This is a genomic window from Pseudoalteromonas sp. SG44-17 (genome assembly GCF_014164235.1).
Classification (GTDB): domain Bacteria; phylum Pseudomonadota; class Gammaproteobacteria; order Enterobacterales; family Alteromonadaceae; genus Pseudoalteromonas; species Pseudoalteromonas rhizosphaerae.
The window spans coordinates 38,423-54,559 of the sequence record NZ_JACJEV010000007.1 but is presented as its reverse complement, the minus strand read 5'-3'; the positions used below and the strand labels follow the sequence as shown (position 1 = coordinate 54,559).

Below are 16,137 nucleotides of genomic sequence, written 5' to 3'. Positions count from 1 at the left end.
TTTTTTGTTGTTTTTTTGATCCATATTTTTTTTTCATATTTATCGATTTTTTCTGTATAAAAATCTGCATGCTGGTAGGCTATGGCAAATTTATAAAAAATAGATTGTTACTATGTCAAAAATCCGTTCAATGAGTTTAACCACCCGTATCATGATAGGTATGTTTCTGGGGGTTGCTGTAGGCTTCATATTCCAAGCAATATTAGCTGGCGAAGACGATTATCTAATCCCACTTGGATTATTCTCTTTGCCAATTAAAGGCTTTTTTGTTGATGGTTTATTTCATATTGGTGGACAAATTTTTATCGCCAGTTTGAAAATGTTAGTTGTACCACTGGTATTTGTTTCACTTGTTTGTGGTACATGTAGCTTAAGTGATCCGAAAAAATTAGGCCGTTTAGGCGGTAAATCAATCGCTCTTTATCTTATTACTACCGCAATTGCAATTACGGTTGCGATTACCTTGGCATTATTAGTTAATCCAGGGGAAGGGATTAACTTACCTTCTGAAGCGACGTATAGCGCAAAAGAAGCACCAACTCTTGCACAAGTAATCATTGGCATGTTCCCAACCAATCCAATTGATGCCATGGCCAGTGGAAACATGTTACAAGTTATTGTATTTGCATTACTATTTGGTATTGCCATGGCACTTGGCGGCAGTGCAGGTAAACGAGTAGCGGTTGTTTTTGAAGATTTAAATACCGTGATTTTAAAATTAGTTACCTTATTAATGAACGTAGCTCCTTATGGGGTATTCTGTTTAATGGCAAAGCTCTTCACTACTATCGAGTTGAACTTGATAGTCAGCTTAGCTAAATATTTTGGTGTTGTTGTGGCTGCATTATTTTTCCATGCATTTATTAATTACAGTTTATTACTGAAATTTTTAACTGGATTAAACCCTGTTATCTTTTTGAAAAAAATGAAGCATGCCTGTTTATTTGCATTTAGCACTTCAAGTTCAAGTGCAACAATGCCTATTACACTTGAAACAGCCACTAAAAAATTAGGGGCAAAAAATTCAGTTGCGTCATTTACAATTCCACTCGGTGCCACTATTAACATGGACGGTACAGCAATCATGCAAGGTGTGGCTACGGTATTTATTGCACAAGTCTTCAGTGTTGATCTAACAATTTCAGATTACTTAATGGTAGTTTTAACCGCCACTTTAGCGTCTGTAGGCACCGCTGGTGTTCCTGGCGTAGGATTAATCATGCTTGCCATGGTCCTGAATCAAGTTGGTTTACCTGTTGAGGGCATTGCCATAATTATTGGCGTTGATAGGTTACTTGATATGACCCGCACAGCGGTCAATGTAACGGGCGATTGCATGGTGACATGTGTAGTGGCTAAATCTGAAGGTGAACTAGATGAGGCCGTATTTAACGACCCTAATGCAGCAAAAGACTTAGAGGATTATCACAAATCAACTGACTAAAGTTGTGCGTGTAATAATGAAAAAAACCCGCGAATTTGCGGGTTTTTTTATCATTTAATAACGGAAACCTTTATGGGTTTAACCCTTTTAAACGAGACAATAATGATATACCGGTTTTGTTAACAGTGTTACTCAACCCGATAGCAAGCTTGTCGCTTAAGCTCTTTTTAACTTTATATTTAATTTTATATATTTGTCGCTCATCTTGATACTTAAGCAATGTGTCATCACTGGTTTCTATGGTATCGACTAGACCTTTTTCAAGCGCTTGAGTCGCAAACCAGTGCTCACCTGTTGCCACTAAGTTAATATCTAAACTTGGCCGTTGACTGCTAACAAACTGTTTGAATAAGTCATGAGTTTGCTCTATTTCTTCTTTAAACTTCTCCCGTGCTTTATCTGTATTTTCACCAAATAAAGTTAGGGTACGTTTAAACTCACCCGCAGTGATTTGTTCAAAATCAACATCGTTTTTCTTCAGAATTTTATTAAAATTTGGAATTTGTGCTATCACACCAATAGAGCCAACGATAGCAAACGGTGCGGCAACAATTTCATCAGCGACACAGGCCATCATGTAACCACCACTGGCAGCAACTTTATCAATCGCAACCGTAAGGTGAATACCTCTATTTTTAATGCGTTGTAGCTGGGAAGCAGCAAGTCCATAGCCATGAACCACCCCGCCACCACTTTCTAGCCTAACCAACACTTTGTCTTGCTTAGGATCGGCAATTGCAACAATTGCGGTAATTTCTTCACGTAAGCTATCGACTTCATGAGCATCCATACTACCATTAAAATCAAGTACATATAATCGTGGTTTCGACTGTTCATCAGTGGTTTTTTTAGCATCATTCTTTTGTGCTTTATGGTGTGCTTTTAATGCTTTTTTAGATAAGGTGCTTTCAATAAAATCATTTTTCAAATCATCTAACTGCTCAGAAATATCATCAATCTCAATCTCACCTTTTTTACTTTTAGGCTTTATCGCTGCAGCGACACTAATTAATATTACCGCAGCGGCGGCAATCACAAATGTCGCCGTTTTAGCTAGAAACAGCCCGTACTCATATAGAAATTCCAATCGTATTCTCCAAACAAAAATTTGACCTAATTTACCATTCAAACAAAAAAAAGCCACTTTTCAGTGGCTTTTCATTTATTTTAATACTCTAAAAAGTTAATCAGTGACAATCTCGGTATTTTGAATAGATAACGCACGACCTCGAGTTACTAAGTAAGTTGCAATCTGTAATTGCATTTCACTTGTCGCGGCAGCGCTTCCTTCAGCCGTCGCGCCTGCGGCTGCATTCGGTGCAGGTGTAAGTACTGAGCTGTGATGCCCTTTGGTAAATTTAACTAAATAACTCATACCATCGTCAGTAGGCGCTTGCGACTGGGTTACTGTCGTTAAACCCATTAAGTTAGCAAGTGGCAGTGAGCCTGCAATTGGATTGTTTACAGTCATTGGTGGAATCACTTGGTCTGGTTTATTTCCATTAACTTCTCCATCTCCAACTACCACATTCATATAAACAGGTGTGCCAAGCGCTTTTATAGCAGATGCATAGTTTGTAGGATCCCCGCTATCAAGTGCCGTCTGTGCTGCAAATGAGAACTGACTCATTACACCTTGAATGTTAGCTAGCTTAGTCATTTCACCAGCTGCATTTAACGAAGTGTAATATTCTCCATACCCACATGAAATACTCTCGCTCGTAGAAACTGCTTCACCACAATTTGATACAGCAGAGCTCTCTCTATAAGCTTGGAACTCAGCAGATTCAGATGTCCCAGCTGATAGCAATACTGAGCCTTGAACAAATGGGCCAAAACTCGCCGATTCTAGTAAGAAGCTGGCTATCCCACCACCACCGCTAGCAAGTGCGACGCTATTGACTTTGAACAGACCATCAACTTGGCTATCTAAAGGTGTATTTGCTTGAGTAACAAAAGCGGGAGCAACTACTGAGCCTAATGAATGTCCAATAAACACTACATCAGAAGTGTTAAGTGATGTATCGTTTGTAAAGTTTAGACCAAGACGTAAAGCAAGTAAATCAGCTGCAGACTGTCTTAAATTGTCACGTGCTACTAGTAATGATTGCAAATTCATATACGCCAGGACAGAGCCTGTTGATGCATTAAAATCATCATTACCATCGTCATCCACGTCAATACCACGTTCACCATGCACTGGATGGTCTATTGAGGCCGTTGCAAAGCCTTGAATCGCTAAACTAGCCGTTAATGCCAGCATATCTTCTTTTTTAGAAGTAATACCATGTTGCATTATCACCACCGGCCAACCACCTGCTGGCATTTCAAGTGCCGACATACCAAGACTTTGTGTTCTGATAAAATTTATTACAGGCAAAATAGGTTTTGTTATCTGAACAGTTACTTCTTGCTGGCTTTGCACTTTTGGGATCGGATTGTATTTTGTTAAGTGGCGAGTAATATCAATTTTCGGGTAATCATGTAATCTCCCCTCACTTAAACCTTGGCAAAGCGGCTCATATGGACCAACATCAAACATTGTAGGATCAATTTCATCTTCTTTTCCTGCTTCGCGCAGCGCTTGATCAGCTGCTTGCTGATTAAGAACGGCAACTGGGCTTGAACACATGCCTTGCCAATATGTGTCAGCCAAATTTGAAATTTCTTTTCCTTCAGGCTGAGATAAATACATAGGTAGTGTCACACTACCTTTTTGATATTGAACACCTGCAAATGCTGGCGAAAGTCCAGTAACACCTTGTGAAGCAAAGACTTGCTCAACCGTTAGCAGTGGTTGCTCTGGGATTTGAACCATTGGTGTTGGCAAGGCTGGGTTTTGCAGGCTTGCTGCTAGTAACTTTTTAATAGTACCAAGTACCGGACCAACAGACTGAATCGTCATCGCCCCACTAAAAATAATATCATCTTTACTAATAGTGCCACCTGACGTGACCACATTTTCATAACTGTTTACCACGCCTTGAAGCGCTAATTGGCTCTCGGTGATCAGTGGTGTCTCTTCACTAACCAAACCATAAGTTGATGAAGGCTCGATAGAACGCCCTAATGAGTCTTTAAGCTCAGTCGTCAGCACATTAATATACGAGCTGCCAGCTTTAAACGGTTTTAATGGAATAATAGCAACCGCATTGCCACTTGCTTTAGTGATGAAATCAACGCCAAAGGTTAATTCACCTAATAGTTTACATCCGGCTCCAGCGGGTACCGCTGCGCAATCTGCATCTGTTAAACTAGCGCCCATAACAACTTCAAAAATACGCACAGATCCCGGCGCACCAGCCGAACTTTCATCAAGGCTAACATTCGCAGGAAAGGTAAGATCTATTTTATAAGGAACTTGGCTAGACCAGCCATCAAGTGCACCTAGTGCCAGGGACGGGTTAGCATAGGCGCTTCTTGGCACTGATACACCATTAGCACTCAACTCACCGGGGATATTAATAGTGCCATCTTTTGTACCACTCATTAATAAATCATTTGGTACTGAAATAACCCCATTTGCGGGATCAAACTTAACTGTAGCTGATGGAATAACTGGTGGTGTATCATTTTTAACATCTTCTAACGTTTCACCGCCGCCACAACCAGCTAGAGCAGCTGTAATTGCAAGTGAGAGTAGCATTTTTTTCATATTGTTTGCTCCGCACGTAATCTTTTTTTTATGTGTGTTGATAAATAAGTGTAGCTAATTTTGTTACTAATTCTTTTAAGTTTTCGCGTAATATTTAGTTAAAATAATGTAATTAGGTTATTAATAAGACATTAGACCAGTTAAAGTTAACGTAAAGTTTCAAATTTCGCCACCTTATTTTGCAATAAATTCGATAACTTGGTGTTTTGCTATGTTAAAATCAATCAAATTGATTTTTTGGACCTTTATTATGCAAACCTATAAAGCGGCTGATAATGCCCTACAAGACAAAGTGATCTTAGTAACTGGTGCAGGTGACGGCATTGGCCGAGTGGCTGCAATAACTTATGCCAAACATGGCGCAACGGTTATATTATTGGGTAAAACCACCAGCAAACTGGAAGCCGTGTACGATGAAATCATTGCCGTTGGCGGGCCAAAGCCTGCGATTGTACCGATGGATTTAAAAGGTGCAAGTAAACAAAACTTTCGTGATTTAGGCGCTACCATTGAACAGCAATTTGGTAAACTAGATGGCTTGCTCAATAATGCAGGAATAATTGGCTCACTGGGTCCACTTGAGCATTTTTGTTCATCAACGTTTGATAACATCATGAAAGTGAATGTTACCGCTCAAGCGATGATTACAAAATATATGTTTCCAGTTTTACGTAAATCTCCAAGTGCTTCAATTATTTTCACCTCTTCTGGGGTTGGTCGCCAAGGTCGTGAGTTTTGGGGCGCGTATGCCATTTCAAAATTTGCAGTTGAAGGAATGATGCAAACATGGGCATGTGAAGTTGGTAAAACGAATATCCGGATAAATTGTATTAATCCCGGCGCCACCCACACAGCTATGCGTGCCAGTGTCTATCCAGGCGAAGATCGCGATAAACTAGCCTGCCCTGAAGACTTAATGCCAACTTATTTATACTTAATGAGTGATGATTCAAAAGACGTCAATGGTCAATCATTAGACGCGCAAACAAAGAAATAATACCAGTCGTGTTAAGTTACTGACCATTTATAGCGACAGATAAATACAGTGATAACAAGGCAGGAATTTTGACATGTAGTTGTTCTACATAAAAAATCCCTAACGCAGTTAGCACTTTATTTAGCCCGCTAGAATGGTTAAATATTTAAGTCGATTGGTATAAACCAAGTACTAAACATAAAAAAGCCGCTAATTAGCGGCTTTTTTAATGCAAGGCAGATATTAACGGCGTTTAGTTTGTTTAACGCGATTATTATGTTTTTTGACTGCTTTACGAATTTGATTAATTTTAGCGCGCTTATCTTTGCGTTTTTCAGGCATAACAGATAATTTTGTTTGCGTTTCACGGCCAAGCTTAACTGTTTTACGTAAGTAATTTACAGTCTCTAAATCTAGCTCAGCCCAACCACCTTGTGGTAGACGTTTATCGAGCTCTAATTTACCATAACGAATACGAATAAGGCGAGAAACCTCAACGTCTTGAGACTGCCATAAACGACGAACTTCACGGTTACGCCCTTCAGTCAGCGTTACATTATACCAGCGGTTAATACCTTCGCCGCCCAGTGGTTTAATAGTAAGAAATTTTGCCATACCATCTTCAAGCTCAACCCCTTTGGTTAAATTTTTGATAGTCTCTGCTGTTACTTCACCAAATACACGTGCTGAATATTCACGCTCTACTTCGTAACTTGGGTGCATTAAGCGGTTAGCAAGCTCACCATCATTGGTGAACAACATTAAACCTGCTGTATTTATATCTAAACGACCAACAGCAATCCAACGTTCACCATCAACGCGCGGCAGGCGGTCAAATACCGTTCTACGTCCTTCAGGATCTTTACGTGTACATAACTCACCTTCAGGTTTGTTATACATAACAACGCGACAGATACGTTCAGCTTTTTCTTCAATTTTTACCGTATGGCCATCAACACGGATCTGGTCGGTTTCTTCAACACGATCACCCTGCTTTGCTACTTTACCATTAACACTGACACGATTTGCATCAATGTATTTTTCCATCTCACGTCGCGAACCTACGCCAGCTCTTGCTAAGACTTTTTGTAACTTTTCACCTTGTATACTCATTCGGATAGTTCTCTCACAGAAGGATCACTCAATAACTGGTCAATTTTACTTTGCTGCTGTTTTGGCAGTGGCGGTAAGTTATCTAAACCTGTTAACGAAAAATAATCTAAAAATTGTTTGGTTGTGGCATATAAAGCGGGCCTACCTGGCACCTCTTTATGACCAACAACATGTATCCACTCACGCTCGAGCAGACTTTTAATAATAGTTGAGCCTACGGTCACTCCACGTACTTGCTCTATCTCGCCCCGAGTTATCGGCTGACGATAAGCAATAAGCGAAAGAGTTTCTAATAGTGCACGGGAATATTTAGGCGCCCGTTCTTGCCAAAGGTTATTTAACCAAGGGGCTAAGCTGGCACACGCCTGAAATCTAAATCCACTACCGACTTCAACTAAGCGAATACCACGGGTTTGATAATGAATTTGGATCTGTTCAATCGCGAGGTTAATACGTGTCATAGACACACTTAACTCAGTTAATACGGTGTCTTTTAAATGCCGTTTACTGACTGGTTTTCCCGCAACAAAAATCGCCGCTTCAATGATCTCAACAAGCTGCTCATCACTGATTCGTTTCGTAGCCATTTTCGTAGCAGATTTTGTCACCATAGGCACCAAGACGTTGCGGTATATTCAGCGCGCTATTATGCCAGATCAATACAAAGGTTGGAAAAGTTATTCTATAAAAATGTAAAATAGCAGCGATTAAAGCGCTGCTATTGTAGATAAACGAGCTAGTGCGTTACATTTTTAATCAAATTGTCGCACCTTGATATCGTTTCACAAACTCAGTAACCACTTCACCATTACAAATCAATGAGTTTAAGTTTGCTATTTTTTCTTTCACTGGAGCCAAACCTTGCTTCAAGGCAGTAATACATAGCTGTGTTTCTGCCTGTGAGTTTTTAGCAAACACTTCAATTACTTTTTCTTGGCGAACTTTATCATCCACTTTTTTTGCAATATCACGAATATCATCACCATTACACAAAATACTTTTTGAATAACGTGATAAATACACCCCGTGCTGGGCTGCAACTTTGCGGGCTGCAGTAAATCCTTCGTTAGCACTGATTGAGCATAATTTAGATTCAATTTTATGATCAGCATTATAATAATGTGCTGCACTGGCAGTCTCAGAGAAAGCAGTCGCTGCGACGAATAATGCTAATAATTGTAGTTTCATGATTTACCTTTAAGTGGAGTTATATTGTGAGCAATTTTTGCGCATTATATAGACCGAAGTTTACAAATCAACCGAATTATCTATTTAATTTTTTATTTAAAAAAGCGTTAACAATGTTTAATCAAAATTCATATTTTGTTCAACAATTGAGCGGCTTATTATTATAAATTAGCGCATGTACCATACGCTAATTGATGGTAGAATTTGCCATAATCTGCAAAAAGATAACTCTAATTAAAGGTCAAGCCATGAAAGTAATTTCATTTAACATTAACGGGCTGAGAGCTCGTCTGCACCAATTACAAGCAATCATAGATAAACATCAACCTGATATTATCGGCTTACAAGAAATAAAAGTACATGATGAAGCTTTCCCACTCGAAGATGTTCAAAATATGGGTTACCACGTTTATTTTCATGGTCAAAAAGCACATTATGGCGTAGCTATGTTATGCAAAACTGAACCTAAGTCTGTGGTTAAAGGATTCGCAACCGATACTGATGAATCACAAAAGCGCATGATCAGCGTCACTGTTAGCCAAGAAAATGGCCGTGATCTAACCGTAATGAATGGCTATTTTCCACAAGGCGATAACATTACTCATGAAACAAAATTTCCGTATAAGCGACAGTTCTACCGTGATCTAATGACTCACTTACAAAGCCACCACAGTAACGACGAGGATGTCATTGTCATGGGCGACATCAATATTTCTCCTACTGATCTTGATATTGGTATTGGTGAGGTTAATCGCAAGCGTTGGTTAAAAACTGGCAAATGTTCATTCCAGCCTGAAGAACGTCAATGGCTTGCAACCTTGCTAGATTGGGGCTTTACAGACACCTTCCGTGAACTTCATCCAGAAACAAGCGAACAGTACTCTTGGTTTGATTATCGCTCTCGAGGCTTTGATGATAATCGTGGTCTACGCATTGACGTTGTCCTAGCGACTCCAGCTTTGACTGCTCGTTGTATTGAAGCGGGAATTGACTATGAATTACGTGGTATTGAAAAGCCATCAGATCATGCGCCAATATGGTCAACCTTTAGTTAACGCTAATGGATAAGCTAACGACAATCCCGATAATAAGCATTGAACTTCAGGCAATTGCCTGGCTTGTTATCGGCTGTATTTTTTGGTCGAGTGTCAATAAGTCACACTACCAACATTTAATAACCACGCCAGCCCGTCAAACAGGCCTATTTGTCTGTGCGTTAGCATTTGCCTTATTGTGGCGAATTAAAGCCGGCATATTACCCGGTCTTGAACTGCATATTTTAGGTGTAACTGCCATAACGCTTATTTTAGGCTGGCGCTTTGCATTATTGAGCGCCACCCTAGCCAGCCTGCTGTTAACGGCTTTTAATCAAATAAGCATTGCGCAATTACCTATCCACTTATTGTTAACCGCTTACTTACCCATTTTAGTCAGTTATGGGGTATTTATACTGTGTTATAACCTATTACCACGGCATTTTTTCATTTACATTTTTGTATGTACTTTTATTTGCGCCGCTTTCATCGCCTGCTTTAAGATTATCACCATTAGCTTATTTTATTATTTAACCGGCAATTACAATTGGTTTGAGTTAAGTGAAAACTATCTCTATTTATGTGTCATTATTTGCTTTCCTGAAGCGATGTTAAACGGCATGGCTATTACCCTATTGATCACCTATCGCCCACATTGGGTAAAAACATTTTATGATAAGGATTACCTAGATCCATGAGTCTCGATTACCAATGCCCGCTCTGCCAACAATCGCTTGAGTTACATGCCAAAGTACTAAAGTGTATTAACAACCATAGCTTTGACACTGCAAAAGAAGGCTATGTGAATTTATTACCTGTGCAACAAAAGAACTCTAAGCAACCTGGCGATAATCTTGACATGGTACAAGCAAGGCGTGCTTTTTTAACCACTGGGCACTACCAGTTTTTACAGCATGCCGTTGCACAGCGAGTTGCTCAGCAAGCACCACAACAGGTAATTGATTTAGGGTGCGGGGAAGGTTTTTATACTCATGCGATTGCCAATGCATGTACTGCACACGTTTATGGCGTCGATATATCAAAATCAGCGGTTAAATATGCTGCAAAGCGATACAGTAATTGTAATTTTAGCGTTGCATCAATCAGCCAAGCTCCATTTAATGATGGCTCAGCAGATGTATTAGTGAGTATTTTTGCCCCATTATTTGATGCTGAATTGGCTCGATTAGCAAAACCAGACGCTACATTGGTAGTTGCAAGCCCTGGCCCTTGGCATTTAAAAGAACTCAAGCACTATATTTACCGAGACGTCAATGCGCATACACCGATTGCTGCGCCTGTAGGGTTTGAGCTTATAGAGCAAACATTATTAGAACAACAGATAAGCTTGCCATTTAAAGATGTGAAGAACTTGATCACTATGACTCCCTTTGCTTGGAAGTTTCGTCCTGAACATTGGCAACAACTAGAACAACAAGGTGAGCAAGTCGTCACCCTGTCATTTTATGTTAGTCAATTTAAACGTGTTACAGATTCTCTCGGGTAAACGCGCGGTCCATTTTATCAAACATATCATTGAGTAAATGGGCCAACTCTGCATAACGTGGTTTATCTTTAGGGACATGCCCTTGGTAGCCATTGGCTACCATTTTCGTATGAAGCTCTTTATACCAATGCTCCATCGCAGGCTCAAGTACAGTATCTGCACGCTTACCTAACCACAGCAATCCCTGTAGCGGTAGAGATAAAAAAAACAACGCGATAGCGACTGCTTGAGGTAAAAAACTGCTGCCTAAATAATTAATTTGCATAAATAAAGTGAGCATTGCCAAAATCGGCATTACTGTAATTGCCAGCTCGGTGGCTTTGATCACTCTAAACTCCGTGAACAGAGGCGCTAATTCTTTACGCATAGGCCATTTTTTTGCATATTCACGACCAGTTTGGACTTGTGACATCACACTTTTTTGCATCATGACTCCTAGGTGTCGCTGGTATATTTATTAATGTTACCGCAATGAGTGTATCATATTCACGGTAACATTCCTGTGTAAAATCCCTTCCACCTTTTTCGTCCAAAACGTGTTTTTGATCATGGTTTAAACTTACCTTAAAACAATTAATGAGTTAAAATAAGCGCACGTTAAGTCAACTAGACTTTAGTATAGTCATTACAGATATCCATAGCAATTTATCGACCAATGACTCTTTTACTTTAATCACTATGCTCGAGTACTTGGTTATATAACAACTAAGCTTAATGCGCAATTGTCAAAAAATGGGATCCTGTTATGTCTTCGCAATCATCACCTCATCATGTTCTTGTACTGAACTGTGGAAGTTCGAGTTTAAAATTCGCTATTTTAGATGCCACCACATCTGAAGAAATCATTTCAGGTCTTGCTGAACGCCTAGGCTCATCGTCGCCATCTGTGAAATACAAATACCTTGGCAAAAAACAACTGATAGAACTTGCGCCTAATCAAGCTCACAGTGCAGCAATCGATACCTTAGTTAGCCTTATCAACGAATACCATTTAGCTGAAAACCTTATTGCAGTAGGTCATCGCGTGGTTCACGGCGGCGAGCACTTTACTAAATCGGTACTGATTGACGACGATGTAATTAAAGGAATCACCCAAGCCGCTACTCTTGCGCCATTACATGGGCACGCTAATTTATTAGGCATTGCTGCAGCGCAAGCATCATTCAAGGGACTACCGCAAATTGCTGTGTTTGATACCGCGTTTCATCAAACCATGGGCAATGTTGCCTATTTATATGCCCTTCCTTATAAACTTTATACTGATTATGGTGTTAGACGTTACGGCTTTCATGGTACCAGTCATTATTATGTTGCAGGTCAAACAGCAGCCCTTTTAAACCAGCCTATTGAGCAAAGTAATTTTATCAGCGCTCACTTAGGTAATGGCTGCTCTGTGTGTGCAATTAAAAATGGCAAAAGTGTTGATACCAGCATGGGCTTAACTCCACTAGAAGGCTTAATGATGGGCACCCGCAGCGGAGATATTGATCCGGGTTTATTTAACTTTTTAACCACCCAACTTAACTACGATGCACAACAAATTGATGACTTATTAAACCAACAAAGCGGCTTACTGGGTATCAGTGAACTTTCTAATGACTGTCGTACAATAGAAGAAGCTGCTGTTGCAGGAAATGAAAAAGCCATTTTAGCACTGGAGATGTTTTGTTATCGTTTAGCAAAACAAATAGCCGCATTTATGGTGCCATTGCAACGCCTTGATGCGTTAATTTTTACCGGTGGTATTGGTGAAAACTCCGATATTATTCGTGATAAAGTAATAACACAACTGAGCTATCTTGGCCTTGATTGCGATAGTACAGCTAACCTTGCAGCCCGATTTGGCACACCAGGGGTTATCAGCAGTAATAATGCAAAAACAAAAGCAGTAGTAATGCCAACAAATGAAGAGTGGGTCATTGCTCTTGATGCCGCCTCAATTGCACTGGAGTTATAATTATGGCACGTCGAATTATGCTAGTACCTATCTCTACTGGGGTTGGTTTAACATCGGTCTCAGTCGGGTTAGTGCGTGCGTTAGAACAAAAAGCGGTCAAAGTTAATTTTTTCAAGCCCATAGCCCAGCCTCGCTCAGGTGAAACGGGCCCTGAAAAATCAACACAAATTGTCACCCAAGGCTCACCTATTACACCACCTACTCCTTTTGCACTAAATTATGCAGAGCAAATGATCGGGGATGGTAAAGGTGATGATTTACTTGAAGAAATTGTTGAGCGCTTTGAAAATGCCATAGGCAACGATGTAGTCGCAATTATCGAAGGTATGGTCCCTACTCGCCGCCAACCTTATGCAGGTAGAGTAAACCGCGAAATAGCACAAACTCTCGGCGCTGACATTGTGTTTGTGCTCACTCCTGGTAATGACAGTAACGATCAAATTGAAGACCGCCTAGAAATTGCAGCCGGGTATTATGGCAGTGTTGACCATGCCCGCGTATTAGGCTGTATTTTTAATAAAGTAAATGCACCACTGGATGATGAAGGCAGAGCACGCGCCGATCTCGTGGAAGCACATAAACCCGACGAGCTTGACAATGAGCTCAATCGCTTAGCATCTTTACCTATTTTTAGAAAACATCCGTTTATGTTACTTGGCTCGATCCCATGGGATTTTGAGCTGGTTGCGCCGCGCGTTAAAGATTTATGTGCGTATTTAAAAGCTGACGTGATCAACGAAGGTGATATGGCTCATCGTCGTCTACGCCGCGTAACATTTTGTGCCAGAACAGTGTCAAATATCTTAAATCATTTTACCCCAGGCGCACTGCTGGTGACCCCAGGCGATCGTTCAGATGTGTTAGTTGCGGCCTGTTTATCAGCCATGAATGGCACTAAATTAGGAGCTATCTTATTAACTGGTGGTTTTAAACCTGAGCCACGGATCATGACCTTGTGCGAACAAGCGATGGCCACCGGCCTGCCAATCCTCAGTACAGATGCTGACACCTGGCGTACTTCATTGCTACTGCATAACTTTAATATGGAAGTACCGTGCGATGACGTACAACGAATTGATAAAGTAAAGCATCATAATGCCAGCCATATTGATTCTGACTGGTTAGATACGCTTGCTAAAAGTGTCGGCAAAACTCGTAAAATGTCGCCTCCAGCATTTCGTTATTTACTCACGGATAAAGCCCGCCAAGCGGCAAAAACTATTGTGTTGCCTGAAGGCAATGAGCCTCGCACAATAAAAGCCGCCGCTATTTGCGGTCAACGTGGTATTGCGAAGACCATTCTATTGGGCGATCGAGAAGAAATTGAACGTATCGCTATACAACAAGGTGTTGAGCTAAACGAAAATGTAACCATTATCGAACCTCATGATGTGATCAACGACTATGTTGCGCCTATGGTTGAAATTCGTAAAAGCAAAGGCCTGACTGAAGTGGTTGCCCTTGAACAGCTCCAAGACAACGTTGTGCTTGGCACTATGATGTTAGAGCGTGGTCAAGTTGATGGTCTGGTTTCGGGTGCAGTAAATACAACTGCCAACACCATTCGTCCGCCGCTGCAATTAATAAAAACCGCACCAGGGTCATCATTAGTCTCGTCGGTGTTTTTTATGTTGCTGCCTGATCAAGTACTGGTATACGGAGATTGTGCTATTAATCCTGATCCAACCGCTGAGCAATTAGCCGATATTGCCATTCAATCCGCAGACTCAGCCGCCGCATTTGGCATTGAGCCACGAGTAGCGATGATAAGCTACAGCACCGGCACATCAGGCACTGGGGCTGATGTAGAAAAAGTCCGTCTAGCAACAAAGTTAGCGCAACAAAAGCGCCCTGATCTGATCATCGATGGTCCATTACAATATGATGCAGCGATTATGGAAAATGTCGCACTTAAAAAAGCACCAAATAGTCCAGTGGCTGGTAAAGCGACGGTGTTTATATTTCCAGACTTAAATACCGGGAATACCACTTATAAAGCGGTGCAACGAAGTGCTGATTTGATAAGTATCGGCCCAATGTTGCAAGGTATGCGCAAACCCGTCAATGACTTAAGCCGCGGTGCTTTGGTTGATGATATTGTCTATACCATTGCGCTTACTGCCATTCAAGCGGCACAAGCCGAAAATATTTAATACCATGGGTAAAGTGATTGCGTGGTGATCACTTTACCCTGAGCATTTCTTTAGCTAATAATAATTATAAATAACTTAGCGTTGTTATACCTCCCTATTCCCAACCTTATCCACAGAAATTGTGGACAACATTGCTCTTTTATTTAAGTAAGATAATCTATACTATTGATCAGTATACACAGATGGGAAGTCTCACAATTAAAAAAGGGGTAGCAATGTCTAAGCAAACGTTACAACTGCATAGTACGGCCTTTACCATTCATAGCCTTGATGTTGATAGCGAGATCCCCGCTGCTTTATTCAAACAATCAATGTTTATTATCGCCAAAACCAACGATGAGTTATCTATTGTTTGCCCTAGCCAGTTCGCCATTGAAAGCCTTGATGCTGAGCACGATTGGCGCGCGTTAGAAGTGATCGGTCCACTTGGTTTTTCATTAACCGGAATAATGGCAAATATTTCTGGAGTTTTAGCCAGAGCAAATATCTCTATTTTTGCTATTTCAACCTACGACACCGATTACGTTTTAGTAAAACAACAGCGTATTAAAGATGCCATCAGCGCGTTAAAAAAAGATGGCTATCAGTTTCTCAATGAGCCCAAATTAACATAATGAAATACACGGATATTAGTTATTTACCACAACGTCAGTTAGCGGCTAACAGTATTGCAATTTGTAGCCCTTTTAGTGGTAAAGTTGCCCCATTAAGTGAGCACCCAGAACCCTTCTTTAGCTACGGCACACTTGGCCCAGGGATTATGGTTGCCCTGAGCAATCATAAAATATTAGCGCCCTTTGATGGTACATTAATGCAAGTAAAAAATGCCGGTACTGAATTTATTTTACAAGCCAACAATGGCTTAAAAGTGCTTCTAAATTTATATTTAGACCAACAGCAACACATTAAACACACTCATATAGCCCAACTCAACGGCAGTAAAATAACCAAAGGGCAACGGCTCGCTTATTTTGATCTTAGAGATCTCAATAGCCCCTTACTTGCCAGCCTTATTTTACTTAACGGGCATCAACTTAAACCAATACATTATTCTTTATCTCAGGTTACAGCTGGGGTAGATACTCTTTTAACACTAACTAAGAAGTAATT

The 16,137-nt window shown here is 40.5% G+C and carries 15 protein-coding genes; 9 read left to right on the top strand and 6 right to left on the bottom strand.

What is annotated here, in order from left to right:
- Positions 1 to 112 precede the first annotated feature (112 nt).
- Complete coding sequence (locus tag H5182_RS07335) at positions 113 to 1,444, top strand: dicarboxylate/amino acid:cation symporter (protein WP_145233756.1); 1,332 nt, start codon at positions 113 to 115, stop codon at positions 1,442 to 1,444.
- 70 nt (positions 1,445 to 1,514) lie between these two features.
- On the opposite strand, the gene sohB is transcribed toward H5182_RS07335, so the two are convergent.
- Entirely contained in the window at positions 1,515 to 2,531 is a 1,017-nt protein-coding gene (gene sohB, locus H5182_RS07330) for a protease SohB (protein WP_182759807.1), read from the bottom strand.
- A 96-nt stretch (positions 2,532 to 2,627) separates the two neighbouring features.
- Entirely contained in the window at positions 2,628 to 5,099 is a 2,472-nt protein-coding gene (locus H5182_RS07325) for a VolA/Pla-1 family phospholipase (protein ID WP_182730966.1), read from the bottom strand.
- 250 nt (positions 5,100 to 5,349) lie between these two features.
- Here H5182_RS07325 and H5182_RS07320 point away from each other — a divergent pair, with 250 nt between their 5' ends.
- The gene (locus H5182_RS07320) at positions 5,350 to 6,096 is read left to right on the top strand and encodes a YciK family oxidoreductase (RefSeq protein ID WP_182734863.1); all 747 of its coding nucleotides are present in this window, start codon (positions 5,350 to 5,352) and stop codon (positions 6,094 to 6,096) included.
- Between the two features lie 222 nt (positions 6,097 to 6,318).
- Here the strand turns inward: H5182_RS07320 and rluB are convergent, their stop codons facing one another.
- From rluB to H5182_RS07305, 3 genes are all read right to left on the bottom strand, one after another.
- Entirely contained in the window at positions 6,319 to 7,188 is an 870-nt protein-coding gene (gene rluB, locus H5182_RS07315; protein WP_182759806.1) for a 23S rRNA pseudouridine(2605) synthase RluB, read from the bottom strand.
- Entirely contained in the window at positions 7,185 to 7,775 is a 591-nt protein-coding gene (scpB, locus tag H5182_RS07310; RefSeq protein ID WP_149981032.1) for an SMC-Scp complex subunit ScpB, read from the bottom strand. The genes rluB and scpB overlap by 4 nt, the downstream gene beginning before the upstream one ends.
- Positions 7,776 to 7,944: 169 nt before the next feature.
- Entirely contained in the window at positions 7,945 to 8,376 is a 432-nt protein-coding gene (locus H5182_RS07305; protein ID WP_145233745.1) for an exonuclease III, read from the bottom strand.
- Between the two features lie 248 nt (positions 8,377 to 8,624).
- Between H5182_RS07305 and xthA the strand changes: the two genes are divergently transcribed.
- Genes xthA through rlmA form a run of 3 tightly spaced genes read left to right on the top strand, consistent with a single transcriptional unit; the run spans position 8,625 to position 10,917 of the window.
- Positions 8,625 to 9,431, top strand: coding sequence for an exodeoxyribonuclease III (gene xthA / locus H5182_RS07300; RefSeq protein WP_182759805.1), 807 nt, complete (start codon positions 8,625 to 8,627; stop codon positions 9,429 to 9,431).
- Between the two features lie 29 nt (positions 9,432 to 9,460).
- Positions 9,461 to 10,108: an energy-coupling factor ABC transporter permease gene (locus H5182_RS07295; protein ID WP_182730992.1), complete on the top strand. Its 648-nt coding sequence runs from the start codon at positions 9,461 to 9,463 to the stop codon at positions 10,106 to 10,108.
- Positions 10,105 to 10,917 carry a 23S rRNA (guanine(745)-N(1))-methyltransferase gene (gene rlmA, locus H5182_RS07290; protein ID WP_182759804.1) on the top strand — a complete coding sequence of 271 codons (813 nt, stop codon included), beginning with the start codon at positions 10,105 to 10,107 and terminating at the stop codon, positions 10,915 to 10,917. Before H5182_RS07295 ends, rlmA begins: the two co-directional genes overlap by 4 nt.
- On the opposite strand, the gene yfbV is transcribed toward rlmA, so the two are convergent.
- Positions 10,898 to 11,344: a terminus macrodomain insulation protein YfbV gene (gene yfbV, locus H5182_RS07285; RefSeq protein ID WP_145234096.1), complete on the bottom strand. Its 447-nt coding sequence runs from the start codon at positions 11,342 to 11,344 to the stop codon at positions 10,898 to 10,900. The two genes, rlmA and yfbV, sit on opposite strands and share 20 nt — an antisense overlap.
- Positions 11,345 to 11,662: 318 nt before the next feature.
- Here yfbV and H5182_RS07280 point away from each other — a divergent pair, with 318 nt between their 5' ends.
- The 4 genes from H5182_RS07280 to H5182_RS07265 all read left to right on the top strand — a co-directional run bounded on the left by H5182_RS07280 (position 11,663) and on the right by H5182_RS07265 (position 16,135).
- On the top strand, positions 11,663 to 12,874 hold the full coding sequence (locus H5182_RS07280; protein WP_182759803.1) for an acetate kinase: 1,212 nt from the start codon (positions 11,663 to 11,665) through the stop codon (positions 12,872 to 12,874).
- Positions 12,875 to 12,876: 2 nt separating this feature from the next.
- Positions 12,877 to 15,027 (top strand): phosphate acetyltransferase, encoded by a 2,151-nt coding sequence (gene pta, locus H5182_RS07275; protein ID WP_182759802.1) that lies wholly within the window; start codon positions 12,877 to 12,879, stop codon positions 15,025 to 15,027.
- Between the two features lie 215 nt (positions 15,028 to 15,242).
- Positions 15,243 to 15,641, top strand: coding sequence for an ACT domain-containing protein (locus H5182_RS07270; RefSeq protein WP_145233734.1), 399 nt, complete (start codon positions 15,243 to 15,245; stop codon positions 15,639 to 15,641).
- Complete coding sequence (locus H5182_RS07265; RefSeq protein ID WP_145233732.1) at positions 15,641 to 16,135, top strand: PTS glucose transporter subunit IIA; 495 nt, start codon at positions 15,641 to 15,643, stop codon at positions 16,133 to 16,135. The genes H5182_RS07270 and H5182_RS07265 overlap by 1 nt, the downstream gene beginning before the upstream one ends.
- The last annotated feature ends 2 nt before the right edge of the window (positions 16,136 to 16,137 follow it).

Coding starts and splice junctions, on each gene's coding strand:
- H5182_RS07305 (WP_145233745.1), bottom strand. CDS start 8,376: ATGAAACTACAATTATTAGCATTATTCGTCGCAGCGACTGCTTTCTCT.
- rluB (WP_182759806.1), bottom strand. CDS start 7,188: ATGAGTATACAAGGTGAAAAGTTACAAAAAGTCTTAGCAAGAGCTGGC.
- H5182_RS07320 (WP_182734863.1), top strand. CDS start 5,350: ATGCAAACCTATAAAGCGGCTGATAATGCCCTACAAGACAAAGTGATC.
- yfbV (WP_145234096.1), bottom strand. CDS start 11,344: ATGCAAAAAAGTGTGATGTCACAAGTCCAAACTGGTCGTGAATATGCA.
- H5182_RS07280 (WP_182759803.1), top strand. CDS start 11,663: ATGTCTTCGCAATCATCACCTCATCATGTTCTTGTACTGAACTGTGGA.
- H5182_RS07335 (WP_145233756.1), top strand. CDS start 113: ATGTCAAAAATCCGTTCAATGAGTTTAACCACCCGTATCATGATAGGT.
- H5182_RS07270 (WP_145233734.1), top strand. CDS start 15,243: ATGTCTAAGCAAACGTTACAACTGCATAGTACGGCCTTTACCATTCAT.
- H5182_RS07265 (WP_145233732.1), top strand. CDS start 15,641: ATGAAATACACGGATATTAGTTATTTACCACAACGTCAGTTAGCGGCT.
- xthA (WP_182759805.1), top strand. CDS start 8,625: ATGAAAGTAATTTCATTTAACATTAACGGGCTGAGAGCTCGTCTGCAC.
- pta (WP_182759802.1), top strand. CDS start 12,877: ATGGCACGTCGAATTATGCTAGTACCTATCTCTACTGGGGTTGGTTTA.
- rlmA (WP_182759804.1), top strand. CDS start 10,105: ATGAGTCTCGATTACCAATGCCCGCTCTGCCAACAATCGCTTGAGTTA.
- H5182_RS07325 (WP_182730966.1), bottom strand. CDS start 5,099: ATGAAAAAAATGCTACTCTCACTTGCAATTACAGCTGCTCTAGCTGGT.
- scpB (WP_149981032.1), bottom strand. CDS start 7,775: ATGGCTACGAAACGAATCAGTGATGAGCAGCTTGTTGAGATCATTGAA.